Origin of the sequence: Rhizobium sp. BK512 (assembly GCF_014194915.1) — a bacterium.
In the GTDB taxonomy this organism is placed as follows: domain Bacteria; phylum Pseudomonadota; class Alphaproteobacteria; order Rhizobiales; family Rhizobiaceae; genus Rhizobium.
Genome location: NZ_JACIAS010000001.1, coordinates 343,916 through 367,850, shown reverse-complemented (window position 1 = coordinate 367,850; position 23,935 = coordinate 343,916). Strand labels below are relative to the sequence as shown.

General features: G+C 61.0%; 26 protein-coding genes. 19 read left to right on the top strand and 7 right to left on the bottom strand.

The features are described 5' to 3' along the window. Window positions 1-11: 11 nt before the first annotated feature. Together FHX06_RS01930 and FHX06_RS01925 are read left to right on the top strand one after the other, a co-directional pair. On the top strand, window positions 12-923 hold the full coding sequence (locus tag FHX06_RS01930; RefSeq protein ID WP_113210768.1) for an agmatinase: 912 nt from the start codon (window positions 12-14) through the stop codon (window positions 921-923). Window positions 924-1,000: 77 nt separating this feature from the next. Continuing rightward, window positions 1,001-2,509 (top strand): winged helix-turn-helix domain-containing tetratricopeptide repeat protein, encoded by a 1,509-nt coding sequence (locus tag FHX06_RS01925; RefSeq protein WP_183877886.1) that lies wholly within the window; start codon window positions 1,001-1,003, stop codon window positions 2,507-2,509. Here FHX06_RS01925 and FHX06_RS01920 read toward each other — a convergent pair. After that, entirely contained in the window at window positions 2,472-2,792 is a 321-nt protein-coding gene (locus FHX06_RS01920; protein WP_113210651.1) for a DUF6959 family protein, read from the bottom strand. The genes FHX06_RS01925 and FHX06_RS01920 overlap by 38 nt on opposite strands. 219 nt (window positions 2,793-3,011) lie before the next feature. Next, the gene (locus tag FHX06_RS01915; RefSeq protein WP_113210650.1) at window positions 3,012-3,326 is read right to left on the bottom strand and encodes a hypothetical protein; all 315 of its coding nucleotides are present in this window, start codon (window positions 3,324-3,326) and stop codon (window positions 3,012-3,014) included. A 194-nt stretch (window positions 3,327-3,520) separates the two neighbouring features. On the opposite strand from FHX06_RS01915, the gene FHX06_RS01910 reads away from it, so the two are divergent. Beyond that, a complete protein-coding gene (locus tag FHX06_RS01910; RefSeq protein ID WP_113210649.1) occupies window positions 3,521-3,949 on the top strand; it encodes a L,D-transpeptidase in 429 nt (142 codons plus the stop codon). 5 nt (window positions 3,950-3,954) lie between these two features. Here the strand turns inward: FHX06_RS01910 and FHX06_RS01905 are convergent, their stop codons facing one another. Beyond that, complete coding sequence (locus FHX06_RS01905; protein WP_113210648.1) at window positions 3,955-4,677, bottom strand: Crp/Fnr family transcriptional regulator; 723 nt, start codon at window positions 4,675-4,677, stop codon at window positions 3,955-3,957. A gap of 191 nt (window positions 4,678-4,868) precedes the next feature. On the opposite strand from FHX06_RS01905, the gene hemN reads away from it, so the two are divergent. The 8 genes from hemN (at window position 4,869) to FHX06_RS01865 (ending at window position 12,647) form a co-directional block, all read left to right on the top strand. Beyond that, window positions 4,869-6,215, top strand: coding sequence for an oxygen-independent coproporphyrinogen III oxidase (hemN, locus tag FHX06_RS01900; protein ID WP_113210766.1), 1,347 nt, complete (start codon window positions 4,869-4,871; stop codon window positions 6,213-6,215). Window positions 6,216-6,283: 68 nt separating this feature from the next. Beyond that, window positions 6,284-6,601 carry an acyl carrier protein gene (locus FHX06_RS01895; protein WP_112546838.1) on the top strand — a complete coding sequence of 106 codons (318 nt, stop codon included), beginning with the start codon at window positions 6,284-6,286 and terminating at the stop codon, window positions 6,599-6,601. A gap of 115 nt (window positions 6,602-6,716) precedes the next feature. Beyond that, complete coding sequence (locus tag FHX06_RS01890) at window positions 6,717-7,211, top strand: 3-hydroxyacyl-ACP dehydratase FabZ family protein (protein ID WP_112546839.1); 495 nt, start codon at window positions 6,717-6,719, stop codon at window positions 7,209-7,211. Further along, complete coding sequence (locus tag FHX06_RS01885) at window positions 7,212-8,417, top strand: beta-ketoacyl-ACP synthase (protein WP_113147392.1); 1,206 nt, start codon at window positions 7,212-7,214, stop codon at window positions 8,415-8,417. A 12-nt stretch (window positions 8,418-8,429) separates the two neighbouring features. Continuing rightward, complete coding sequence (locus FHX06_RS01880) at window positions 8,430-9,716, top strand: beta-ketoacyl-ACP synthase (protein ID WP_112546841.1); 1,287 nt, start codon at window positions 8,430-8,432, stop codon at window positions 9,714-9,716. Window positions 9,717-9,772: 56 nt separating this feature from the next. Beyond that, window positions 9,773-10,801: a zinc-binding dehydrogenase gene (locus FHX06_RS01875; RefSeq protein WP_112546842.1), complete on the top strand. Its 1,029-nt coding sequence runs from the start codon at window positions 9,773-9,775 to the stop codon at window positions 10,799-10,801. 5 nt (window positions 10,802-10,806) lie between these two features. Beyond that, window positions 10,807-11,742, top strand: coding sequence for a lipid A biosynthesis lauroyl acyltransferase (locus FHX06_RS01870; RefSeq protein WP_113210646.1), 936 nt, complete (start codon window positions 10,807-10,809; stop codon window positions 11,740-11,742). A 200-nt stretch (window positions 11,743-11,942) separates the two neighbouring features. Then, window positions 11,943-12,647 carry a PAS domain-containing protein gene (locus FHX06_RS01865; RefSeq protein ID WP_183877884.1) on the top strand — a complete coding sequence of 235 codons (705 nt, stop codon included), beginning with the start codon at window positions 11,943-11,945 and terminating at the stop codon, window positions 12,645-12,647. Here the strand turns inward: FHX06_RS01865 and FHX06_RS01860 are convergent. From FHX06_RS01860 to FHX06_RS01850, 3 genes are all read right to left on the bottom strand, one after another. Further along, window positions 12,644-13,006, bottom strand: a complete 363-nt coding sequence (locus FHX06_RS01860; protein ID WP_183877882.1) for a VOC family protein — start codon at window positions 13,004-13,006, stop codon at window positions 12,644-12,646. The two genes, FHX06_RS01865 and FHX06_RS01860, sit on opposite strands and share 4 nt — an antisense overlap. After that, window positions 12,999-13,406, bottom strand: a complete 408-nt coding sequence (locus FHX06_RS01855) for an SRPBCC family protein (RefSeq protein WP_112546846.1) — start codon at window positions 13,404-13,406, stop codon at window positions 12,999-13,001. Before FHX06_RS01855 ends, FHX06_RS01860 begins: the two co-directional genes overlap by 8 nt. A gap of 63 nt (window positions 13,407-13,469) precedes the next feature. After that, the gene (locus FHX06_RS01850) at window positions 13,470-14,252 is read right to left on the bottom strand and encodes a DUF6597 domain-containing transcriptional factor (RefSeq protein ID WP_183877880.1); all 783 of its coding nucleotides are present in this window, start codon (window positions 14,250-14,252) and stop codon (window positions 13,470-13,472) included. A gap of 155 nt (window positions 14,253-14,407) precedes the next feature. Here FHX06_RS01850 and gndA point away from each other — a divergent pair, with 155 nt between their 5' ends. From gndA to pyrE, 4 genes are all read left to right on the top strand, one after another. Then, a complete protein-coding gene (gene gndA / locus FHX06_RS01845; RefSeq protein WP_183877877.1) occupies window positions 14,408-15,838 on the top strand; it encodes an NADP-dependent phosphogluconate dehydrogenase in 1,431 nt (476 codons plus the stop codon). Window positions 15,839-15,932: 94 nt separating this feature from the next. Then, entirely contained in the window at window positions 15,933-16,331 is a 399-nt protein-coding gene (locus FHX06_RS01840) for a VOC family protein (protein WP_113147387.1), read from the top strand. Between the two features lie 169 nt (window positions 16,332-16,500). Further along, on the top strand, window positions 16,501-17,202 hold the full coding sequence (locus FHX06_RS01835; RefSeq protein ID WP_183877875.1) for a lysozyme inhibitor LprI family protein: 702 nt from the start codon (window positions 16,501-16,503) through the stop codon (window positions 17,200-17,202). A gap of 116 nt (window positions 17,203-17,318) precedes the next feature. After that, entirely contained in the window at window positions 17,319-17,858 is a 540-nt protein-coding gene (gene pyrE / locus FHX06_RS01830) for an orotate phosphoribosyltransferase (protein WP_183877872.1), read from the top strand. A gap of 98 nt (window positions 17,859-17,956) precedes the next feature. On the opposite strand, the gene FHX06_RS01825 is transcribed toward pyrE, so the two are convergent. Then, on the bottom strand, window positions 17,957-18,997 hold the full coding sequence (locus FHX06_RS01825; protein ID WP_112546852.1) for a LacI family transcriptional regulator: 1,041 nt from the start codon (window positions 18,995-18,997) through the stop codon (window positions 17,957-17,959). A 454-nt stretch (window positions 18,998-19,451) separates the two neighbouring features. Here FHX06_RS01825 and FHX06_RS01820 point away from each other — a divergent pair, with 454 nt between their 5' ends. The 4 genes from FHX06_RS01820 (at window position 19,452) to FHX06_RS01805 (ending at window position 23,835) form a co-directional block, all read left to right on the top strand. Further along, entirely contained in the window at window positions 19,452-20,687 is a 1,236-nt protein-coding gene (locus FHX06_RS01820) for an ABC transporter substrate-binding protein (RefSeq protein ID WP_112546853.1), read from the top strand. A 209-nt stretch (window positions 20,688-20,896) separates the two neighbouring features. Further along, entirely contained in the window at window positions 20,897-21,802 is a 906-nt protein-coding gene (locus FHX06_RS01815) for a carbohydrate ABC transporter permease (protein WP_112546854.1), read from the top strand. A 4-nt stretch (window positions 21,803-21,806) separates the two neighbouring features. Further along, window positions 21,807-22,739 (top strand): carbohydrate ABC transporter permease, encoded by a 933-nt coding sequence (locus tag FHX06_RS01810; protein ID WP_112969564.1) that lies wholly within the window; start codon window positions 21,807-21,809, stop codon window positions 22,737-22,739. Between the two features lie 4 nt (window positions 22,740-22,743). Continuing rightward, entirely contained in the window at window positions 22,744-23,835 is a 1,092-nt protein-coding gene (locus FHX06_RS01805) for an ABC transporter ATP-binding protein (RefSeq protein ID WP_183877870.1), read from the top strand. Window positions 23,836-23,935 lie beyond the last annotated feature (100 nt).

Sequence of the window (23,935 nt, the reverse complement as noted above, 5' to 3'; positions counted from 1 at the left end):
CGCATCAGGACATGACGGCCCCATCTTCCTTTCTTGGTCTTCCCGATCACTTCGCCGATGGCCGCACGCCGCATGCGGTGATCTTCTCGGCCGCGCACGGCAGCACCTATCCCGGCAAGGACAGCAGCGGCTATGCGCTCGCGGCCGCCGCCATCCGCGCCGCGAGCCGGGAGGATGCCGATCTCGTCGAGCACTGGGATTTCGATCTCGGCGGCCCGCTCTTTGCCGGCGGGCCGGTCTCCTGCGTGGACGCCGGCGACATCAAGACCATCATGCATGACAATGCCGGCAACCGGGGACGGATCGAGGCGAAGACGCGTGAGATCCTGGCATTGCCGGCCGTGCCGATCCTGCTCGGCGGCGATGATTCCGTGCCCATTCCCTTCCTTGCGGGCTTTGCGGATCACGGGCCTGTCTGGGTCTTGCAGATCGATGCCCATATCGATTGGCGCGACGAACTTCATGGCGAGCGCCATGGCTATTCGAACCCGATGCGACGGGTCAGCGAGATGCCGCATGTCGCGGGCATCGTCCAGGTCGGCATGCGTGGCGTCGGCAGTGCGCGGCCGACCGAGATCGAAGCCGCACTAAGCTATGGCAGCCGTCTCGTCACGGCGCGCGAGGTTCATGCCGGCGGTGTCGAAGCTGCCTTGCAGCATATTCCCGAGGGCGCGCGGGTCGTCGTCACTCTCGATTGCGATGGCCTTGATCCTGGCATCATGCCGGGAGTGGCAGCGCGCAGCCCGGGTGGGCTCACCTATACGCAGGCGATCGACCTGATTGCCGGGCTCGGCAGGCGGGCGCGCATCGCCGGTTTCGACCTCGTGGAGCTTTATCCTCCGGCCGACATTGACGGCCTGTCAGCGCTCACCGCATCGCGCCTGCTCGTCAACGCGATCGGCGCCATCGTCAGGCAGGGCTGAAGCACTGCCTGCTGTCGTAGCATCGGCACCAGGCAGAGCGGTTCCAACCTGGCATGAAAGCCTCTAGGATGCGCGCCATGCAGGGAGCGCGTTTTGCCTTTGGTCCGTTCGTGCTTGATCCGGAGGCGGGAACGCTTCTGCGGAATGAAGATCCCGTTGCGGTCGGGCATCGCGGGGTAAGGCTGCTTGCCGCATTTGTCGGGAGGCCCGGCGAAATCCTGGCCAAGACCGAGCTGATGGACGCGGCCTGGCCGGGCACGGCGGTCGAGGAGGGCAATCTCACCGTCCAGATCGCGCAGCTGCGCAAGCTTCTGGGGCCTGCCGCGGATGGCGGCGAATGGATCTCGACGATTCCGCGCATCGGCTACCGCTTCACCGGCACCATAAGACAGCTTGGCGGCGAGAAGCGGAAGCATTTGGCGCTGCCGGACAAACCCTCGATTGCCGTTCTGCCCTTTGTCACCGTCAGAGGCGATCCGGAGCAGGAAGATTTTGCGGATGGGCTGACCGAAGACCTGATCACTGATCTTTCCCGGACTTCCGATCTCTTCGTCATCGCCCGCAATTCGAGCTTCGCCTACAAGGGAAGGGCGATCGATGTGCGTGATATCGCAGGCGAACTCGGCGTGCGCTATCTGCTCGACGGCAGCGCCAGACGGGCCGCCGGGCGCGTGCGCATCAATGCCCGGCTCGTCGATGCCGAAAGCGGCGATCATCTCTGGGCGGAGCGTTTCGATCGCAGCCTTGAGGATATATTTGCCGTTCAGGACGAAGTCACCGCAAAGATCGTCGAAGCGCTGCTTGGCAGGCTGCGCCCTCTGCCGCCACGCAATCGGCCGAAGAATCTGGAGGCCTATGATCTCTGCGTGCGGGCGCGCACGCTGATGGACGATGCGCCGCAAACTGCGCGGGAAACGCAGCTGATGCTGACGCGGGCGATTGCGCTCGATCCTGATTATGCCGAGGCGCATCGCTGGCTTGCGCTGAACCACTGGATGGGATGGGTGCATAGCGGCGGTCCGACCAAGGCCGATCGCGGCAGGGCGCTGGAACTGGCGCGCAAGGCGGTGGCGCTCGATGCCAACGATGCCGGCTGCCGCTGGGTGCTTGCCTATCTCCTTGCCTATGAGCGGAGTTTTACGGAGGCGGATGCGGAGTTCGAAAAGGCGATCGAACTCGACCCGAACGAGGCCGACACATGGGCGGCGCTGTCGGACATTTCCGTTCTCGCCGGGCGGATCGAGGAAGGTCTCGAACAGATCGGCAAGGCCTTCCGGCTGAACCCGTTTCCGGCCAGCTGGTATTATCTGACGCTCGGTCAGGCGCAATATGCCTGCCGCAACTATGAAGCCGTCATAGAGACGCTGCGGCGCGACGAGACCTATCGCACCAGTTCACGCCGGTTTCTGGCGGCAGCCCTGGCACAGCTCGGGCAGATCGAAGAGGCGCGCGCCGAGGTCGAGCTGTTTCTCGTCGCCAATCCGCAATTTTCGATCGGCCACTGGGCCGAGATGGAGCCCTTCCGCGATGCGGCCACGCTTGCGCATTTCATCGATGGTTATCGCAAGGCCGGATTTCCGGAGTGAATGCGTCAGCTGATTGCGCGTCGTCGAACGGCAATTTGTGGCCGTGCTCGATCAGCGTTACCTTATAGTGGTTCAGATAGGCCCATAGAGTGTTGCGAAGCTCGTTGAGTTTCTTATAGCCCGGCGCGGCTCTGCCGACCTCGTTGCAGATCAGGTCCGCCTTCCAGCACATGGCGTAGAGGTTGTCGCCCTGGACGAGGACGCCCGGGAAGGCGCGATCAGGATGGCGCATGATGGCAGCATTGGTCTTGTCCGACAGTATTTCGACGTTTTCACTGCGCATTGGCACCTCGGGATCAACTGGCTGCGTTGTTGGAACATAAAGGACTTTGCTCGGCAACGCCTTACATCGATGAAGGGCTGCCCTCTAGCTGAACCTGTCTCCGGCCAGCTGGTATTATCTCATACTCGGACGGGCGCAATATGCCGCCCGTGACGACGAAGCCACGCTTGCGCATTTCATCGATCGCTATCGCAAGGCCGGGTTTCCGGAGTGAGTGCGTCAGCTAATCTCTGAAGTGGCTGCGTCCTTACCTAATTTTTCCTCTACCACGAGAAGTATATTGCCATGCGCGGCTACGAACGCATCCGGTCCATGTTGCTTGATATGTGAGAGTGCCTGTTTGCGGCATTGACGCTCATGGTTGATGCGGTAGTTGCATAGGCGCCGCCAGCCTTTGTGCTGGAGCGCGATCCTTTGCGCCTCGACGATCCCAACCCCCAATGCCTCTCTGATATCCTTGATCAGGCGCTCCCACGACTCTCCCTCCTGGAAGAGCCTGTCGACCAAGTTTTTAATATCTTCTGACATTTCCATGAAGAATTATGCTCCGTTTAACTGCAAGAATTGATTGAAATCCAGTGTTACCAACATTGCCCGGTGCCGTAATTCGCCCTCACTTGTTAAAAATGTGATTACCATTCGGCTTAAAGCAAAATAGTGAGTATTGCCGTACTGTCTTCTCTCGTTAGGCAGAAAAAAGCCTTTAAAGGTTCGATAGAGGGACGACCATGAAGACGTTTTTGGCGGCGGCGACCGCAGTATTGTTATTGCAATTTGCTCCCGTTGCGGCTGAGGCAGCAACGCTGGTTGCCAATGTCAGTCTCAGCAAGCAGACGATGACCGTTACCGAGAATGGTTGGGTGAAGTATCGCTGGAAGGTTTCCACCGCGCGCAAGGGTTATTCCACGCCGACGGGTTCGTGGAGCGCCAAGTGGCTGTCGCGCGATCACCGCTCGAAGAAATACGACAATGCGCCGATGCCGTTCGCCGTGTTCTTCAACGGCGGTTATGCCGTTCACGCCACCTTCGAGCGCAAGCGGCTCGGCACGCCGGCCTCGCATGGTTGCGTGCGCCTCGATCCTGCCAATGCGGCCGAGTTCTTCTCGATGACGCGGGAAAACGGTCTCGCCAATACGCGCGTGGTCATCACGCGGTAATCACATCACGCAGTGATCAGACGCTCCAGCTCGTCCATATCGGGAACGGTGATATGCCGGTTGTTTTCGATGCGGATGACGCCCTGCTTGCGCAGCTTCGTCATCTGGCGGCTGACGGTTTCGATCGTCAGCCCCAGGAAATCGGCGATTTCGGCGCGTGAGAGCGGCAGATCGAAAGCCGTGCTGCAGGTCGTTTCCGGCTCCGCATGCGTGGCGATGAGATAGAGAAGGCTTGCGACCTTTTCCTGGGCCGTGCGGCGGCCGAGTGTCAGCATCCATTCCCGCGCAGCATCGAGTTCCTTCAGCGCCTGGGCGTGCAGGCTATGCTGCAGTTCCGGCGTATCCGTGATCATGCGATCGAGCAGGCGGCGGGGAAAGACGCAGATTTCCGCCGGCGTGGCCGCTTCGGCCGACAGCGTGCTTTCCGGCAGGAAGGGGCGACCGATGAAATCGGGCGCGAATTGCAGGCCGACGATCTGCTGGCGGCCATCGGGCATCACCTTGCAGAGCTTCACCACGCCATTCATGATGTTGGAATAGGACGAAACTTCCTCACCTTGGGCGACGATCTCGCTGCCTGCATCGATCTTGCGGCGCATCGAATGCTTGCAGAGTTCGCGAAGCTGTGCGGTTGTCAGCGCGCTGCAGACGGCGCCGTGGCGTGCCTCGCAGACGCGGCACGCTGCGGGAATGCTTATGTCTGGATCTTCACTGCGCGCGATATCCATGTCGATGCCCCGATCCGACCATTCGGCCTGCGTTCGTGATACGCCTTGGCCCGCTGGTCATCTATCCCGATTTCTTGCGGTTACGTCTTGATCTTTATCAATTCCGCCACGGATCCGATTTGATCCATGTCAAAGTTTCCTTTTTCAGCAGGTTTATTTGAAGGGGAACATCCGTGAAGGAAGTTCCGGCCTTGAAAACAGATCTGCTGAAGAAATATTCCGGCCCTGTTCCGCGCTATACGAGCTATCCGACAGCGCCGCAATTGAACGCAAGTATAGGAGCCGGCGAATATGCGCTGTGGCTGGACGAGATTGCGCCCGGCACCGCGGTTTCGCTCTACGTGCATATTCCCTATTGCGACCGGCTCTGCTGGTTCTGCGCCTGCCATACGAAGCAGACGCTGCGCTACGAGCCGATTGCCGCCTATCTGCGCTCGCTGAAGAGCGAGATCGACATGGTGGCGCAACTGATCCCTGAGGCGCGCATCAACGCGCTGCATTTGGGGGGCGGCTCGCCCACCATGCTGAAGCCAGAGGATATGATCGACCTCGTCGGCCATCTGAAGGCACGCTTCCGGTTCGACGCGGATGCTTCCATCAGCGTGGAGATGGACCCGAACGATCTCGACGAGGCGCGCTACGAGGCGCTCTCGGAGATCGGCCTGACGCGGGCAAGCCTCGGCGTGCAAGATTTCGATCCCGTCGTGCAGCAGGCGATCAATCGGCTGCAGACATTCGAGCAGACCAAGGATGTCGTCGATGCCGTCCGGGCGAGGGGCGTTCGCTCCGTCAATTGCGACCTGCTCTACGGGTTGCCGCACCAGACGCTCAAAAGCCTCGAGCGCACCGTATCCGATATCCTGACACTCGACCCGGACCGGATCGCGCTCTTCGGTTATGCCCATGTACCGTGGATGAAGAAGCACCAGACGATGATCGCAGAGGAGACCTTGCCCGATGCGGCCGAACGCTTCCGGCAGATGTCGCATGCGGCCGCAATGCTACGCGCGGCAGGCTACCAGCCCGTCGGCATCGACCATTTCGCCAAGATTGACGACGGGCTGGCGGTTGCAGCCCGGGAGGGGCGCCTGCACCGCAATTTTCAGGGTTATACGGAGGACGAGGCGCCGGTATTGATCGGGCTCGGCGCATCCTCGATCGGGCGATTGCCGCAGGGTTACGTGCAGAACATACCCGCGACGGGCGAGTATCAGCGCATGGCCGACGCCGGCGGGCTTGCCGTGGTGCGCGGCATTGCGCTTTCCGACGATGACCGACTACGGGGCCATGTGATTGAGCGGCTGATGTGTGATTTCCGCTTTTCCTTCCGTGATCTCAGGCAGAAATTCGGTGCTGCTGCCGAGCCGCTGATATCGCAGGCGCGGCGTGTTGCAGCCATGGATCAGGACGGTCTTTGTGCCGTCGAGACGGACTGTTTTTGCATCACGGAGAGCGGAAAAGTGCTTAGCCGGGTGGTCGCTTCATGGTTCGATGCCTATCTCACCGAGGGCAAAGGGCGCCATTCCATTGCTGTTTAAGCAACACCTGTTCGTCAAATTGGCTTGCAACCGGGACGAAAGCATTGGCTTTTGAAATGGATTTGCCTATGAGGAGGGGAATCTTCATTTCCCAAGAGGTAGAGCGAGTGACCGCTACATTCGATAAAGTTGCCGACATCATTGCTGAAACCAGCGAGATCGACCGCGCAACGATCACGCCGGAGAGCCACACGATCGACGACCTCGGTATCGACAGCCTCGACTTCCTCGATATCGTTTTCGCCATCGACAAGGAATTCGGCATCAAGATTCCGCTCGAGAAGTGGACGCAGGAAGTCAATGAAGGCAAGGTTTCCACCGAAGAATACTTCGTGCTGAAGAACCTCTGTGCCAAGATCGACGAGCTGCGCGCCGCCAAGGCTTGACGCCAAGTCATCAGGTTTTTTTCACGCCCTGCCGCCATTGATATGGCGGCCGGGCGATTTTGTTCCTAAGTAGGCCTTCCGACGGGCTTTTTGCGCGTCGCGCCGGAGAAGTCTGATGCTGCTGGAATATTTCCAGATGATTGACCGTGTCGAGGCGGTAGACCTTGAGAAGCGCACGCTCGTTGCGCGCTCGGTCGTGCCGGCCAAGAGCCCCGTTTTCGAAGGGCATTTCCCGGGCATGCCGCTCGTTCCCGGTGTGCTTCTCATCGAAACCATGGCGCAGGCTTCCGGCATGCTGGTGCTTGCCGCCACCGATTTTACGTCCATGCCCTTCCTGATGTCGGTCGATGGCGCCAAGATGCGCACCTTCGTCGAGCCGGAAGCGGTACTCGACATCGAGGCCTTCCTCGAACATGACGGCTCCGGTTTTGCCGTCACCAAGGCAAAGATCACCAGCGGCGGCAAGAAGGTCTGCGACGCGCAGCTCAAGCTGCGCACCATGCCGTTCAGCGAAATTCCGCTCGGTGATATCGTCAAGAAACGTGCCGGCGAAGTGGGCCTGATGGACGCCATCGCTGCGCAGCGGGCGAAAGCCCAGGGGAGTGAATAGATGAGCAAGGCCGCCAATGACGTCGTCATCACCGGTGTCGGCATCGTAACCTGTCAGGGCGTCGGCAAGGATGCGCATATTGCGCTGCTGACGGCCGATGCCGCGCCCGCGACCATTGTCGAAACCGAGAAGTTCAAGCCCTATCCGGTCCATCCGCTGCCTGAGATCGACTGGTCGCAGCAGATCGCCAAGCGCGGCGACCAGCGCCAGATGGAAAACTGGCAGCGCATCGGCGTTTTTGCGGCCGGTCTGGCGCTCGACGATGCGGGCTTCAAGGATGATCTCGAAGCCTGCGGCACGATGGACATGATCGTTGCAGCCGGCGGCGGCGAACGCGACATCAATGTCGATACGCTGATCGTCGACGAGGGCCTGAAGCGCAACGACCGCGAGCTGCTGCTCAACGAGAAGCTGACGACGGAGCTGCGCCCGACGCTGTTCCTGGCGCAGCTTTCCAACCTGCTGGCGGGCAATATTTCCATCGTTCACAAGGTCACCGGCTCCTCGCGCACCTTCATGGGTGAGGAAGCATCCGGCGTTTCCGCCGTCGAGACGGCCTTCTGGCGCATCAAGTCGGGCGAATCCACCCATGCGCTCGTCGGCGCCGCCTTTGCTGCCGAGCGTCAGGACATGATCCTGCTGACCGAATCGATCGGCGCCAATACGCGCGGCGACTGGGCGCCGCTCTGGTCGCGCACCGGCCTTGAGGGCGGTGGCATAATCCTGGGTTCCGCCGGTGCCTTCCTGGTGCTGGAATCGCGCAAACATGCAGAAGAGCGCGGCGCGCATATCTATGCAACGATTGGTGCCGTCGAAGGCGATCGCGGCAATCGCGCCGGGGGCAATTTCGAAGTGCGCATGGAGCGGCTGCTGAAGCCTGCTGCCGATCTGCCGGCCGAGAGCACGGCTGTTTTCTCCGGCTCGACCGGCATGCATGAGCTTGCTGCCCGCGAAAAGGCCGTGCTCGAGCATCAGCTTCCGGGCGCCGCGATCCGCGGCTTCGGCGGCGTTTCCGGTCACACGCTCGAGGCGCAGTTCACGCTCGGCCTGGGACTCGCAGCGCTTGCCATCGATGCCAAGGCCAAGGTTCCGCCTTTCGATGCCGCGCACGAGGCACCGATGAAATCAGCTACGAAGGCTGCCGTCGTGACGACAGTTGGACATCAGCGCGGCGAAGGCGTCGCCGTTCTCTCGGCAGAAGCGTGAGGAGTGACTGAAATGACAGCATCCGCTTATAAGGATCATCTCGGCCGTCCGATCGTCGCGGTCACCGGCATGGGCATCATCACTTCGCTCGGCCAGGGTTTGAAGGACAATTGGGCAGCCCTTTCGTCAGGCACATCGGGCATTCACGATATCACCCGCTTCCCGACCGATGGGCTTTCGACACGCATTGCCGGAACGGTCGATTTCATCGGCATCCCGGTGCCGAACGCTGTCGAGCGCTCCTATGCCTTTGCGCGCGAGACGACGATCGAAGCGCTTGCCGATGCCGGTCTTTCCGGCGATTTCAACGGTCCGCTGTTCCTGGCAGCACCGCCGATCGAGCCGGAATGGAGCGCCCGTTTCGAGCTTGCCGACCGTTCGCCGGCCGCCGATCATCCCGGCGATGCCTATGAGCGATTTTTAGCCGCCATGCGCCAGCGTCCCGATCCGGCCTTCCATGAGGCAGCGCTGTTCGGCGCGATCTCCGAGCGCCTGTCCGACCGCTTTGGCACGCGCGGCCTGCCGGTGACGCTGTCGACGGCCTGTGCATCGGGTGTGACGGCGATCCAGCTCGGTATCGAGGCGATCCGCCAGGGCCGCACGGAGCGCGCGCTGACGGTTGCGACCGACGGTTCGCTGAGTGCGGAAGCGCTGATCCGCTTCTCGCTGCTTTCGGCCCTTTCCACGCAGAACGATCCTCCGACCAAGGCCTCCAAGCCCTTCAGTAAGGATCGCGACGGCTTCGTCATTGCCGAGGGTGCGGCGACGCTGGTGCTGGAATCGCTTGAATCCGCCATCGCACGCGGCGCCAGGGTGCTCGGCATCATGAAGGGTGCCGGCGACAAGGCCGACAGCTTCCACCGCACGCGCTCTTCGCCCGATGGCGGTCCGGCGATTGCCACGATCCGCGCAGCGCTCGCCGATGCCGGCATGAGCGAGAACGATATCGGCTATATCAATGCGCACGGCACTTCGACGCCCGAAAACGACAAGATGGAATACGGCTCCATGTCCGCCGTCTTCGGCGAAAGGCTGGTCGGCATTCCGGTATCCTCCAACAAGTCGATGATCGGACACACGCTGACGGCGGCAGGAGCGGTCGAGGCGGTGTTCTCGCTGCAGACGATGCTATCAGGCACGCTGCCGCCGACGATCAACTACAACAATCCGGATCCGTCGATCGTTCTCGATGTCGTGCCGAACAAGAAGCGGGAAGCCCAGGTTTCGGCCGTGCTTTCCAACTCTTTCGGCTTCGGCGGACAGAACGCAAGCCTTGTCATGGCGCTCGAACCGGCATAAGCGGTTCCCGACAAATCAACCGATAAAAAAACGCCCCAGAGGCGAGAGGTTTTGCCATGCGCGCTTTGCAACTGATCGATGACCGCAAGCTTGAGATCACCGACCTGCCGGAACCGGATGCACCTTCCGCCGGCGAAGTGACGCTGCGCGTCAAGGCAGTTGCGCTGAACCATATCGATGTCTGGGGCTGGCGCGGCATGGCTTTTGCCAAACGCAAGATGCCGCTCGTCATCGGCGCGGAAGCCTCCGGCGTGGTAGAAGCGATCGGTCCCGGCGTTGCAAACGTCCTGCCGGGCCAGCTCGTGTCGATCTACGGCGCGCGCACCTGCGGCCTCTGCCGTCCGTGCCGCGAAGGCCGTGACAATCTCTGCGAACATGTCTCCGGCGTGCACGGCTTCCATCTCGATGGCTTTGCGCAGGAGAAGGTGAACCTGCCGGCGCGTCTGCTGGTTCCCGCACCTCCCGGCGTCGATGCGATCGGCGCAGCCCTTGCACCCGTCACCTTCGGCACGGTCGAGCATATGCTCTTCGACAATGCCAAGCTCGAGCCCGGCGAGACGATCCTCGTTCATGCCGGCGGCTCCGGCATCGGCACGGCGGCGATCCAGCTTGCCAAGAAGATCGGCTGCACTGTGATCACGACAGTCGGCTCGGACGACAAGATCGAGAAGGCGAAGGCGCTCGGCGCCGATCACGTCATCAATTACCGCACCGACCGTTTCGAAGGCGTTGTGCGCAAGCTCACCAAGAAGAAGGGCGTCGATGTCGTCTTCGAACATGTGGGCAAGGATACCTGGGCGGGCTCCATGCTCTGCATGAAGCGCGGCGGGCGTCTCGTCACCTGCGGCTCGACCTCGGGTGTTTCGACCGAAATGAACCTGATGATGCTCTTCCAGCAGCAGCTGAAGCTCTTGGGCTCCTTCGGCTGCCGCATGGAGAACATGGCCGACGCCATGCAGAAGATGGGCCGTGGCCTCGTTCATCCCGTCATCGATACCGAAGTCGGCTTCGACGATATCGACCGCGCGCTGGAACGCATGGAAGGCCGCCAGATCTTCGGCAAGATCATCCTGAAGATGGACTGATCCGCGTGAAGCTTTTCATCACGAGGATCGTTCTGGCGCTCAGGCACTTCCAGCAATGGCTGGTGGCGCAGCTGATGTTCGGCTTCCTGAACTTCCTCAAGCTTTTCCCGGCTGACGGCGCCATGCGCTTTGCCGATTGGCTGACGCGCCGGGTCGGCAAGCGGATGAAGCGCCATAAGCTGATGCTCTACAATCTGCGCCGGGCCTTCCCGGAAAAGAGCGATGCCGAGCTGGAAGAGATCGCGCTCGAAAGCTGGGGCAATATGGGCAGGCTCGCGGCCGAATATGTTTTTCTCGACCAGCTATTCGATTTCGATCCAACGAGCGACAAGCCGGGCAGAGTGGAAGTCTCGGGCATTCCGATCTTCCTGGAACTGCGCGACAATCCGCGTCCCTTCATCGTCTTTACCGGCCATACCGGCAATTTCGAGCTTTTGCCGGTCGCCGGTAACGCTTTCGGTCTCAGTGTGACCGTGCTCTTTCGCCCGCCGAACAATCCTTATGTGGCGCAGAAGGTGTTCGATTTCCGCAGCGGCCGCATGGGCAAGCTGGTGCCTTCGCATGCCGGCTCTTCCTTTGCGCTTGCCCGTCAGCTCGAGGCAGGGCAGGGCGTTGGCGTGCTCGTTGACCAGAAATTCAGCCGCGGGTTGAAGACGACGTTCTTCGGCCTGGAAACCAAGACCAATCCGCTGCTGCCGAAACTGGTGCGCCAGTTCAATTGCGAGGTCTATCCTGCCCGCTGCATCCGTCTTCCGGGCAATCGCTACCGGCTTGAAATCGAGCCGAAGATGGAAATGCCGCGCGACGAGAAGGGCAACCTGGACCTTCCCGCCACGGCGCAGATGATGAATGACAAGGTGGAAAGCTGGGTGCGCGAATACCCGGCCCAATGGCTGTGGTATCACGACCGGTGGGATATCAAACGTTCCGTCAGCCTGTAAGATTCTGCCTGTAAGTTTTTGCTCCCGATTTATAATCAGTGAAAAGCGACAGGTTTGCGTCAGTTGAAAATGAGCACAGTTCATGTTACGCGTCTCTACTAGGGCGCGTAAAGTGCCTACCGTAAGGCGTAATCTTGCATGAAGCATAGGCCTCGACCGGTGTTCGGAACGTTTCTCAGGAAATGGATATTGGGGGTATCTTGCTTGAGTTGTTCAGGGCCTTTTCCTTGCGCTGCGCGCAGATCGAGGAAGCGATAAGGCTAGGGGATGATGGGCGCGTGGAGGCGCTCGACCGTGATATCCAGCCGCTTGTCGAGGCGATCCTCGCATGCAGGGCATCCAATCTCATCGAAGTCTACATGCAACTTCAGTTTGTAAGCTACCTCATTGCTCAAGACGCCGATGACGGTGCTTTCGTGACGCAATATGCCGCCGTGCTCTCCTATCTGCTTGATCGCTATTTCGGCGCCCATGCGCCGGATTGGCGGGTGCCGTTGCCGGTAGAAATGAAACTCAGGCCGCCGCCCGCCTATGTTCCCGACACCGACAATGGCCAGTTCCTCAATGCGGCGATCCTGCAGACGCTGCCGGACCGCGTGGCGGTGCTGACGAAGGATTACCGCTACCTCTATTCCAATCCCGTCAACTGCGCCCATCTCGGCAAGAATGCCATGCAGCTCATCGGCCGGCATATCCTCGAATTCATCGGCGAAGAACGGTTTGCCGGCGAGGTGAAGGAAAAGCTCGACGCCTGCTTCGACGGCGCGACGGTCGACTACATCTACGAGCGCTCGGCGATGCGCAGCCGCTGCCGCATGTTGCCGCTGCATGATGCTGCGAGGAAGGTGATCGGCGCGCTGATCACCATCCAGAACATGAACGGCCCCGTATCCGCGGACGTCTAATCCTTGCTCCAGACGGCGAGTTCGTAGCCGTCCTTGTCGAGAAAATGAAAGCGCCGGCCGCCGGGGAAGGGCGTGATCGGTTTTGCTACGGTGCCGCCGGCCTTTTCGACGCTTGCCAGCACGTCTTCCAGCTTCTCGGCATAGAGAATGACGAGCGGGCCGCCTGCGGCTCGCACCGGGCCGAGATTGGTAAAGCCGCCTTTCAATCTTCCGTCGTCGAACTCGCAATAGTTCTCGCCGTAATCGGTGAAGCGCCAACCGAAGGCCGCACCGTAAAAGGCTTTTGAAGCGCCGATATCTTTCACGTTGAACTCGACATAGTCGATGCGGCGGTCATTTCGAGCATCGTTCTCAGCCATCTAACTTCTCCATCATCGATTTCAGGGACGCCAGATCCTTCTGGATATGGGCGGCGTCGGCCGCGAATTGTTCGTCGGTCATGCCCGGCAGGCGCAGCAGCGTGAACATCACCTCGCAGCCGTCGCCATTCGGCACGATGCGCAGCGCGTTATAGACGCGCAGGCCGGATTCGATGGTGACGGTATGGTCGATGACGCCGAATTCGTTGGGTGGCACGAAGCTCACCCGGACGCTGCCGAGCGGGCCATGGGCGATCCAGTCCTCGCCATCGGGTTCCAGGCCGCTCGCAAGGCCGGAGGCCCAGAGCGGCATGTTCTCCGGCCTGCCGGCGAAATCATAGACATCGCGCCAGTCTCTTTTGATCGTGATGTGGACGATGCGTGCGGGCATTGTGTTCATCGGTCTGTCCTTTTGCTTTGCGTCAGACTAGCAGGCCGGCACGGACCGTCTTGAACAAAACGGTCAGCGGGCCGTCAATTGAGCCAGCATGGCTGATGGCGTCAGTGTCGTCAGGTCGCCGATCTCGCGGGTCATATGCGCCTGGTCGGAAAAGCCGGCTTCGAGGGCGAGGGCGGCCAGGGACAGGGTTTCGCCAGCGCGGCACAAGGTCATGAAACGCTGCAGCCGGCGGACGCGTTCCAGCGTCTTGATACCGTAGCCGAAATGATGGTGGGCGCGGCGCCGCAATTGCCGTTCGCCGATATCGAGCCTCTGCTGCAGCTCGCCGATGCGGCCGGGCCTATGGTCGGCGGCGGCAAAGATCAGGCGCGCCTCGGGGTCCGGCTCCGCTTCTTCCCTTGCCAGTTCGCTCAAGAGGGTGGCGAAGAGCGAGAGGGCGGCAGCTCCATCCGGACAGTCGGAAAGGCGCGGTTCGAGGAGGGCAGCCTTTTTGGGCGCGAGATCGCTGAGGGGAATGGAGAGGCCGGTGATCTCCGACAGGGGCAGCTTCAGCCATGCGGCGCCGGCGCCCGGTGCAAAACGCGCGCCGATAATGCGCATGCCCGGCGCCATCGGCGGGAAGGCGGCGGTGCGGTCCGGCCCGACAGCGAAGAGGCGGCCATTCGCGAAAAGCAGGTCGCAATAACCATCGGGCACAATGGCGACCGGGCCTGCGGTTCGAATCTCGTGCGACCAGAGGCAGCGGAAATGCGGCGCAAGGGCAGGCAGGGGCGCATATTCGCGGTAGCGCCCGGCACTCTTCGCGAGCAGCGGCCCGATATCGACTTGCCTTGCAGCAACAGTCATTTCAGCCTCCCAAACCCATGCATATGGTGCTTCCCCGGTCATTCGAAAAGCCTGTTCCGACAGCCTTTTTTCGACCCGAATCGCCGTCTTCGACCTTGCCGTTTGAGCGAGAGAGTGCCACAACATCGCACCATTTCACTCATCGGAGGTTTGTCGTGGAAAAGGCAGAAATCGGACTGATCGGCCTTGCCGTCATGGGGTCCAACCTGGCTCTCAACATTGCGGAAAAGGGCAACAAGATCGCGGTTTTCAACCGCACGCCTGAAAAAACGGATGAATTCTACGAGAGTGCCGGCGATCTGAAGAAGCAGATCATTCCCTGCAAGACGATCGAGGAGTTCGTCGAGGCGATCCGCCCGCCGCGTCCGATCATCATCATGATCAAGGCCGGCGAGCCTGTCGATCAGCAGATGGAGGCGCTGCGCCCGCATCTGGAAAAGAACGACATCATGATCGATGCCGGCAATGCCAATTTCCGCGATACGGTTGCCCGCTTCGACCGCCTCAAGGATACCGGCCTGACCTTCATCGGTATGGGCGTTTCGGGCGGTGAGGAAGGTGCCCGCCACGGTCCGTCGATCATGGTCGGCGGCAAGGAAGAGTCCTGGAAGCGTGTCGAGAAGGTTCTGACCTCTATTGCCGCCAAGTATAATGGCGATCCCTGCGTTGCCTGGCTCGGCAATGACGGCGCCGGCCATTTCGTCAAGACGATCCATAACGGCATCGAATATGCCGACATGCAGATGATCGCCGAAATCTACGGCATCCTGCGCGACGGCCTCGGCAAGAGCGCATCGGAAATCTCCAGCATCTTCGGCGAATGGAACAAGGGCCGCCTGAACTCCTACCTGATCGAAATCTCCGAGAAGGTTCTGGCCGCCACCGACCCGATCTCCAAGACGCCGATGGTCGACATGATCCTCGACAAGGCCGGCCAGAAGGGCACCGGCAAGTGGTCGGCGATCGAAGCGCAGAACATGGGCATTCCGGCAACCGGCATCGAAGCCGCTGTCGCGGCCCGCAGCCTGTCCTCGATGAAGGACCAGCGCGAGGCCGCCCAGAAGATCTTCGGTGACCTCGGTGCTGCCTTCCCGGTCGCCTACGGCCCCGAGTTCAACAAGGATCTGGAACTGGCGCTGTTTGCCGGCAAGATCGGCGCCTATGCGCAGGGCTTTGCGGTGATGGCGGAAGCTTCCAAGGAGTTCAACTGGTCGCTACCGATGCCTGTCATCGCCCGTATCTGGCGCGCAGGCTGCATCATTCGCTCGCAGTTCCTGGATGAGATCACCAAGGCCTTCACCGATGCGCCTGATGCGGCGAACCTCATCGTCACGCCAGCCTTCTCGGCCATGGTCAAGGAATCGATCCCGGCACTGCGCCGCGTCGTCACCGCAGCTCTGGCCGCCGGCCTGCCGGTTCCGGCGCTTGTCTCGGCGCTCAGCTATTTCGACGCCTACCGCCAGGGCCGCGGCACTGCCAACCTGATCCAGGCGCAGCGCGACTTCTTCGGCGCCCACGGCTTCGACCGCCTCGACGGCAAGGACTTCCACCATGGCCCCTGGGGCAGTGGTGCATCGACCTTCTGAGGTTTGCGAAAACAGAGTTGAAAGCCCGGCCATTGTGCCGGGCTTTTTGTTATCCTGCCGCGAAGCGGCTGATTGCAATCGGGAGGTCCATAATATGCTCCACCATGCATCTTTCGGGGTGGCCGATATCGAACGAGCCGCGCGGTTCTATGATGCTGCCCTCGGCGCGCTTGGCTATGTCAGGGTCTGGGAGGATCTGCGCCCCGGGGAGGCCGGACAGGCCGTCGGCTATGGTATGCCCGGCGGCGGCGACAAGCTGGCGATCAAATCGGTCGAGGCGGGGCAGGGTGCGCCGGGTGCGGGCTTCCATCTGGCCTTTGCCGCGCCGGATCAGCGGTCGGTCATTGATTTCCATGCCGCAGCGCTTTCCCAGGGTGGCGTCGATAATGGTGCGCCGGGGCTCAGGCAGCACTACGGGCCGAATTACTTTGCTGCATTTGTCGTCGATCCCGATGGATATCGTATCGAGGCGGTTTTCAATCAGGTGAAGTGAGGCTGGCGCGCCGATTGGAACAGAGCTGCGGACGTATATCCGGCATGCCTCGGTTCACGTTGTGATGTGGAATACCCCCGCCAGACATTAGAACGACGCTGCACAACACTCGCACAAGCTCGCCGCCGCATTTAGGTTGAGGCCGACCCGCCGGACAGAGGGGACCATCATGCGACCGATTTCCACCTTTCTCATTACCTTCTGCCTCGGCCTCCTCTTCACCGCATCAGCAGAAGCCGCGGGCTTCAATTGCGCCAAGGCAGCCAGCGCCGACGAAAAGATCGTCTGCGGCGATACTCAGCTTTCCCACCTCGACGATGTCTTCAATGCCCGCTATGGCGCGGCACGCAAGACAGCTCCCGATGAGGATGATGTCGTCCACTCGGCCCGTAATTTCCTGGCCGACCGGCGTGATTGCGGTAACGACCGGGCCTGTATCCTCAGCACCTATCTTGCCATTCTCTGGGAGATATCACCGGACAAGAGCAGCTTCATGCAGGGCATCTCCGCGAAGTCGCTGACGGGCGGCAAGCAGCCCGGGACTTCGGACATCCCGACAAAGCCCGGGCAATGCGCTGCAACCACGATCCTGGCGGTGCATCCGCGCGTCGAGAGTGGCGACGCACCCGTGACCGATGAGGATTTTGGCAATGGCACGGGCATCGATTATGCCAATGACGGCTACCAGGTCTCGTATAACCGCGAGCAGATGCTGATCCGCTCCAAGCCCGGCGATCCGGTCACCCAATGCCTGGTAGAGATCGATCGCGACTGCGAGCCGGATGAGGATGGCCGGCTTTTCCTCGTCACCAATGGCAGGACGAAAGAAAGCTGGATACTGCCCGATGCGCAGCACAAGTGCGGGGGCTGAACGGCTTTCCGTATCTCGTCTCTTGCCGCGCGCTGCCTATTCTGAAAGGGCAGGGCCGGGATCTTATGGCTTAAGGCGAGCAAGCGCCGTCCGGACTTATTTTGGCAGGGGATAAAATGATCAAGGAATCCATCGACCACGCGGCTCTCGCCCGGCAGATCGCCGACATCGCCACGCTGGAGGGCGAATTCGTGCTCCGCTCCGGCCAGGTATCGCACCGCTATTTCGACAAATACCGTTTCGAAGGCACGCCGGCTCTCCTGAAGCCGCTGGCGCAGGCAATGGCAGCCCTTCTGCCCGCCGATACCGAAATCATCGCCGGGCTGGAACTCGGCGGCGTGCCGCTCGCGACCGCGATCTCGCTGGAAACCGGCCTGCCCGCCGCCTTCATCCGCAAGGAGGCCAAGACCTATGGCACCTGCCGGGCGATCGAGGGGCAGGACGTGGCTGGCCGGCGCGTGACCTTCATCGAGGATGTGATCAGCACCGGCGGTGCGGTAAAGGATGCCTACCAGCTGGCGATCGGGGAGAAGGCAGAAGTGCTTGGTGTCGTCTGCGCGATCTGGCGCGGCGAGGGCGCCGCGCGCATCGATGGCGTGCCCGAGCTTGGGGTATTCCCGGTGTTTACGCGGGCGGATCTGGAGAACGCGCGGTAGGCAAGTAAGACTCCGGGTTCCGGCATGGGAAGGCCCGGGCAGCCGGTCGTCTTACGCCGGCCCGGAAAAACCTTAGCCGCGACAAGTGATCAGCCGTTCTACCGTCCGTCCGGCCATTCCGGCTTGCTGATGCTCTGCAGCAGTTCGGCATCCACGCCATCGATGCGCGCAATCACCTGCTTGGCCATCTCGCGCCCGGCGTGGCGGACGTCTTCGTGGGCGGTGATGATCTCGGGGCGGATCCAGTTGAGGATAGAGGCGGATTGCTTGGAGACGAGGTCGACGTCATGGCCGAGGCGTTTGCCGGCGGCTTCGATGCCGGCGTTGACGGCGATGGTGGCGCTGCCGGCCGACGAGACAATCCCATCGGGGGCGCCGGGGGAGCGCATCAGCTGCTCCACGGCGTTGCGGATTTCGGCGAGCGGGGCGTCAATGTTGACACGCAGCGGCACTTCCTCGGCGCCGTAATCGTGGAGGCCGGTCTGAAAGCCTATGCGGGTATGCGTGTAGTAGGTGAGCTTGCTCGGCGGCTGCAGCAGGGCGATGCGCTTGCGGCCGCGCTTGACCAGCTTCTCGACGGCCTGATGAGCATAAGCCTCGTTGTCGAAGTCGTGATAGGGGTGGACGAGGCCGGCATCGGTGCGGCCATGGGTGGTAAAGGGCATGCCGCTTTCGGCGAGCAGGCGCACGCGCGGATCGTCAGGCTCGACGCGCGAGATGATGACGCCGTCCGCCGAGCCGGTGTCGAGGATATAGCGCACCGGCAGCATGGGATCCTTGCTGTGCGAATGCGGGGTGACGACGATATGGTAGGGGGTGCCGGTCAGCACCTCTGAAATGCCGAAGACCATCTGGCTGGAAAAGCCCATGATCTCCTCGTCGATGCTGAGCACGAGGGCGATGACATTGGTCTTGCCGGTTCTCAGGCGCACGCCGGCCCGGTTCGGCTGGTAGCCGAGCTGACGGGCGACCATGCGCACGCGTTCCTTGGTTTCCGCGCCAATATCCGGTGCATCTTTCAGTGCCCGCGATACGGTGGTCACGCCAAGGCCCGTCATGAAGGCGATCGTCTTCAATGTCGGGCGCTCGCGCGGAACGGAACCGGATGCCGCTCCGCCGAAATTTCCGTTGTTTTCCATCCCTCTAGGCCCGCCTCGCGCGATTTGCTTCGCCTTATAGAGGCTTTTCGCCGCGCTGTAAGTACGCCGCTGCGGAAAAGCTCTCCTCCCTGAGCCAGACAATCTGTAACGATACAGTAGAAATGTCGAGCGCTTTTTCTGACCAGCGTTGCATAGGGATCCTCTCTGGTTGAATCGCCTGTCCCGCACGCGATTTTTTGCACCTGCGAAGCCAGGAAAGGTTGAAATTATCAGATTAATCAAAAATTAATAAGCAGAATCAAATGTATAATGCAATGCCGCAATTGCGAAATTGCTTGCTTACGCTTTTCTTGTGAAGCAAAGGTCGAGCCGTTGATTGCCCTCATAGGATGTAATGGTGACTTTCACAGAAAATTTTACGAGCGGGCGGTTGCGCGGATAAATCGATTGCTCTAAGTTTTTCCGGCAACGTTTCAGTGAGGGAGGAGAACTCATGAAAATCCGTATTATGGCGGCTGTGCTTGCCGCTTCCGTAGCTATTCCTTTTGGCGCCGCAAAGGCTACCGATCTCGAAGTCACCCATTGGTGGACCTCTGGCGGCGAAGCTGCCGCCGTGGCTGAGCTGGCAAAGGCATTCGACGCCACCGGCAACCACTGGGTTGACGGCGCAATTGCCGGTTCCGGCAGCACAGCACGCCCGATCATGATCAGCCGCATCACCGGCGGTGACCCGATGGGCGCGACCCAGTTCAACCACGGCCGCCAGGCCGAGGAACTCGTCCAGGCTGGCCTGATGAAGGACCTGACCGATGTGGCGACCGCAGGCAAATGGAAGGACATCATCCGTCCGTCGACCCTGCTCGATTCCTGCACGATCGACGGCAAGATCTATTGCGCACCGGTCAACATCCACTCCTGGCAGTGGCTGTGGCTGTCGAATGCAGCCTTCCAGAAGGCTGGCGTTGCGGTTCCGAAGAACTGGGATGAGTTCGTCGCTGCCGCTCCGGCCCTGGAAAAGGCCGGCATCGTTCCCCTCGCAGTCGGCGGTCAGGGCTGGCAGGCAAGCGGCGCCTTCAACGTTCTGATGATCGCCATCGGCGGCAAGGACAACTACCTGAAGGTCTTCAAGGACAAGGATGCCAAAGTGGCAGCCGGCCCCGAGATCGCCAAGGTGTTCAAGGCTGCCGACGATGCACGCCGCATGTCCAAGGGCAGCAACGTGCAGGACTGGAACCAGGCCACCAATCTCGTCATCACCGGCAAGGCCGGCGGCCAGATCATGGGTGACTGGGCGCAGGGCGAATTCCAGGTCGCCAAGCAGGTCGCCGGCAAGGACTATACCTGCCTTCCGGGCCTCGGCGTGAACGAGATCATCTCGACCAGCGGTGACGCCTTCTACTTCCCGCTCCAGAAGGATGCCGAGAAGGCTAAGGCTCAGGACGTGCTTGCCGCCACGCTTCTCGACCCGAAGACGCAGGTTGCCTTCAACCTGAAGAAGGGCTCGCTGCCGGTTCGCGGTGACGTCGATATCTCGGCCGCCAACGATTGCATGAAGAAGGGTCTCGAAATCCTCGCCAAGGGCAATATCGTCACCAGCTCGGATCAGCTCGCTTCGCCGGATACGACGAAGCAGATCGAAGACCTCTTCGCCGAGTTCTTCGCCAATACCACGATGACGCCCGACGCAGCGCAGAAGCGCTTCGCCGACATCATCGCCGCCGCCGACTGATCCTCGGTCCTCAAGCCCATCAGGTCCGGTCCTGCGCATTGCAGGACCGGATCGCGCCGCCCTGATCTCCGGTCCTTCCGGCGACGTCACGTCACACCCGGGTGCGATCGCGCCAGGACCGCGTTGCGGTCGAGACGGGGGCGGGAAGGGTGGCCGTCTTCGGATGGAGCCCCGATCACCGAAGCGACCGTGCTTCAGGAGGAAACTCAATGACAGGTCAAGCGAAAGCCGGCCGACCGTTTAAACTATTCCGCAATCTGAATTCGAAGATTGCTTCCATTCCCATGATCCTCACCGCCATGGTCATCTTTCTCGGTGGCACGGTCTGGACGGTGGTTTATTCCTTCACCAATTCCAAGCTCCTGCCGCGATTGAACTTCGTCGGCATCGAGCAATATCAGCGTCTCTGGGCCGCCCCGCGCTGGGTCGTGTCCATCGAGAATCTGGCGATCTACGGCATTCTGTCGCTGATCTTCAGCCTGGTCATCGGTTTCATGCTGGCGGCTCTCATGGATCAGAAGATCCGTTTCGAGAATACGTTCCGCACGATCTTCCTCTATCCCTTCGCGCTGTCCTTCATCGTCACCGGTCTCGTGTGGCAGTGGATCCTCAATCCGGAATTCGGGGTCCAGGCGGTCGTGCGGTCGCTGGGATGGACGAGTTTCAGTTTCGATCCGCTCTATACGTCCGAAATCGTCATCTACGGGGTGCTGATTGCCGCCCTCTGGCAAGGCACCGGCCTCGTGATGTGCCTGATGCTCGCCGGGCTTCGCGGCATCGACGAGGATATCTGGAAGGCTTCCCGCGTCGACGGCATTCCGATGTGGCGGACCTATCTCTTCGTCGTCATTCCGATGATGCGCCCGGTGTTCATCACCACGCTCGTCATCATCGCCAGCGGCATCGTCAAGGTCTACGACCTCGTGGTCGCCCAGACCAGCGGCGGTCCGGGCATCTCGTCGGAAGTTCCGGCAAAATACGTCTACGACTACATGTTCCAGGCGCAGAATCTCGGTCAGGGCTTCGCGGCTTCGACCATGATGCTGGTGACAGTAGCGATCATCATCGTTCCCTGGGCATATCTGGAATTTGGCGGAGGGCGCAAACGTGGCTGACAATATCGCTCTCAAGGCCGTTAACGACGGCGATACTTCCCTCCAGAAGGGGGCGGTTTCCGGTCCGGCCGGACCAAAGCCGCGGCCGGTGGTTTCGGCCCGCAACATCATCGTCTACGGCACGCTTTTCGTGGCCGCCGTCTACTATCTGATCCCGCTTTACGTGATGGTCGTCACGTCGCTCAAGGGGATGCCGGAGATCCGGCTCGGCAACATCTTCGCGCCGCCGATGGAAATCACCTTCGAACCCTGGGTCAAGGCCTGGGCGACGGCCTGCACCGGCCTCAACTGCGACGGTCTTTCGCGCGGTTTCTGGAACTCGGTCCGCATCACCGTTCCGTCGGTCATCGTTTCCATCGCGATCGCCTCGGTCAATGGTTATGCGCTGGCGAACTGGCGCTTCAAGGGATCGGAATTCTTCTTCTCGGTCCTCATCATCGGCGCCTTCATTCCCTATCAGGTCATGATCTATCCGATCGTCATCATCCTGCGCGAAATCGGCATCTACGGATCGCTCACCGGTCTCATCATCGTGCATTCGATCTTCGGCATGCCGATCCTGACGCTGCTGTTCCGCAACTACTTCGTGTCTCTGCCGGAGGAACTGTTCAAGGCGGCGCGTGTCGACGGGGCGGGCTTCTGGCAGATCTTCCTGCAGATCATGCTGCCGATGTCGCTGCCGATCTTCGTCGTCGCGATGATCCTGCAGGTCACCGGCATCTGGAACGACTTCCTGTTCGGCGTGGTCTTCACCCGGCCGGATACCTATCCGATGACCGTACAGCTCAACAACATCGTCAATTCCGTCCAGGGCGTGAAGGAATACAACGTCAACATGGCCGCAACGATCCTGACAGGACTCGTGCCGCTCGTCGTCTATTTCGTGTCGGGGCGACTTTTCGTCCGTGGCATCGCCGCTGGCGCAGTGAAGGGTTGATCCAATGAACATGAATGCAAGTGTCTCCATCAAGGACCTGTCGCTGAACTTCGGCGCGGTCAGCGTGCTCAAGGATCTGAACCTCGACATCAACGACGGCGAATTCCTGGTGCTTCTCGGCTCCTCGGGATGCGGCAAGTCGACCCTGCTGAACTGCATTGCCGGGCTGCTCGACGCCTCGGAAGGGCAGATCTTCATCAAGGGCAAGAACGTCACCTGGGAAGAGCCCAAGGACCGCGGCATCGGCATGGTGTTCCAGTCCTACGCGCTTTATCCGCAGATGACTGTCGAGAAGAACCTCTCCTTCGGCCTTCGCGTCGCCAAGGTGCCGCAGTCCGAGATCGACAAGCGCGTGGCGCGTGCCTCCGAGATCCTGCAGATCCAGCCGCTCCTGAAGCGCAAGCCGGCCGAGCTTTCCGGCGGCCAGCGCCAGCGCGTGGCGATCGGCCGTGCCCTGGTGCGCGATGTCGACGTCTTCCTCTTCGACGAGCCGCTGTCGAACCTCGACGCCAAGCTGCGCTCGGAACTGCGCGTCGAAATCAAGCGTCTGCACCAGTCGCTGAAGAACACGATGATCTACGTCACGCATGACCAGATCGAGGCGCTGACGCTCGCCGACCGTATCGCCATCATGAAGAGCGGCATCATCCAGCAGCTCGACGATCCGACGACGATCTACAACAGGCCGCGCAATCTCTTCGTCGCCGGCTTCATCGGCTCGCCGTCCATGAATTTCCTGCAGGGCGAACTGGTGAAATCAGGCGATGGCATTGCTTTCGCCGCCAACGGCGTGAATTTCTCGCTCGCCGCCTATGACGGCGTGGAGAAGCTGCAGCCCGGCCGCAAGGTGGTGCTCGGCGTTCGCCCCGAGCATATCAAGGTCAACGAGAATACCGGCGGCGAAGAACACGACGCCACCGTCGACATCGAAGAACCGATGGGTGCGGACAATCTTCTCTGGCTGAAACATGCCGGTCACACGATGTCGGTACGCATCAATGGTGCGCGCCGCTTCAATGTCGGCAGCAAGGTGAAGCTCAGCTTCGACATGGCGCTCGCCTCGGTCTTCGATGCCGAAAGCGAGTTGCGCCTCTAGAAAGTTCTGCGGGCGGCGCCGGAAACGGCGTTGCCCGATCCTCCAATTGGCCGTCTGGCCAGCCAATTTCGGCCGCAGTCCGGCTTGCCCGGCACTCCCA

Bases quoted from the DNA above. Each gene is read 5' to 3' on its own strand.
- FHX06_RS01930 (WP_113210768.1), top strand. From the start codon at position 12: ATGACGGCCCCATCTTCCTTTCTTGGTCTTCCCGATCACTTCGCCGAT.
- FHX06_RS01925 (WP_183877886.1), top strand. From the start codon at position 1,001: ATGCAGGGAGCGCGTTTTGCCTTTGGTCCGTTCGTGCTTGATCCGGAG.
- FHX06_RS01920 (WP_113210651.1), bottom strand. From the start codon at position 2,792: ATGCGCAGTGAAAACGTCGAAATACTGTCGGACAAGACCAATGCTGCC.
- FHX06_RS01915 (WP_113210650.1), bottom strand. From the start codon at position 3,326: ATGGAAATGTCAGAAGATATTAAAAACTTGGTCGACAGGCTCTTCCAG.
- FHX06_RS01910 (WP_113210649.1), top strand. From the start codon at position 3,521: ATGAAGACGTTTTTGGCGGCGGCGACCGCAGTATTGTTATTGCAATTT.
- FHX06_RS01905 (WP_113210648.1), bottom strand. From the start codon at position 4,677: ATGGATATCGCGCGCAGTGAAGATCCAGACATAAGCATTCCCGCAGCG.
- FHX06_RS01895 (WP_112546838.1), top strand. From the start codon at position 6,284: ATGAGGAGGGGAATCTTCATTTCCCAAGAGGTAGAGCGAGTGACCGCT.
- FHX06_RS01890 (WP_112546839.1), top strand. From the start codon at position 6,717: ATGCTGCTGGAATATTTCCAGATGATTGACCGTGTCGAGGCGGTAGAC.
- FHX06_RS01885 (WP_113147392.1), top strand. From the start codon at position 7,212: ATGAGCAAGGCCGCCAATGACGTCGTCATCACCGGTGTCGGCATCGTA.
- FHX06_RS01880 (WP_112546841.1), top strand. From the start codon at position 8,430: ATGACAGCATCCGCTTATAAGGATCATCTCGGCCGTCCGATCGTCGCG.
- FHX06_RS01875 (WP_112546842.1), top strand. From the start codon at position 9,773: ATGCGCGCTTTGCAACTGATCGATGACCGCAAGCTTGAGATCACCGAC.
- FHX06_RS01860 (WP_183877882.1), bottom strand. From the start codon at position 13,006: ATGGCTGAGAACGATGCTCGAAATGACCGCCGCATCGACTATGTCGAG.
- FHX06_RS01855 (WP_112546846.1), bottom strand. From the start codon at position 13,406: ATGAACACAATGCCCGCACGCATCGTCCACATCACGATCAAAAGAGAC.
- FHX06_RS01850 (WP_183877880.1), bottom strand. From the start codon at position 14,252: ATGACTGTTGCTGCAAGGCAAGTCGATATCGGGCCGCTGCTCGCGAAG.
- FHX06_RS01840 (WP_113147387.1), top strand. From the start codon at position 15,933: ATGCTCCACCATGCATCTTTCGGGGTGGCCGATATCGAACGAGCCGCG.
- FHX06_RS01835 (WP_183877875.1), top strand. From the start codon at position 16,501: ATGCGACCGATTTCCACCTTTCTCATTACCTTCTGCCTCGGCCTCCTC.
- pyrE (WP_183877872.1), top strand. From the start codon at position 17,319: ATGATCAAGGAATCCATCGACCACGCGGCTCTCGCCCGGCAGATCGCC.
- FHX06_RS01825 (WP_112546852.1), bottom strand. From the start codon at position 18,997: ATGGAAAACAACGGAAATTTCGGCGGAGCGGCATCCGGTTCCGTTCCG.
- FHX06_RS01820 (WP_112546853.1), top strand. From the start codon at position 19,452: ATGAAAATCCGTATTATGGCGGCTGTGCTTGCCGCTTCCGTAGCTATT.
- FHX06_RS01815 (WP_112546854.1), top strand. From the start codon at position 20,897: ATGACAGGTCAAGCGAAAGCCGGCCGACCGTTTAAACTATTCCGCAAT.
- FHX06_RS01805 (WP_183877870.1), top strand. From the start codon at position 22,744: ATGAACATGAATGCAAGTGTCTCCATCAAGGACCTGTCGCTGAACTTC.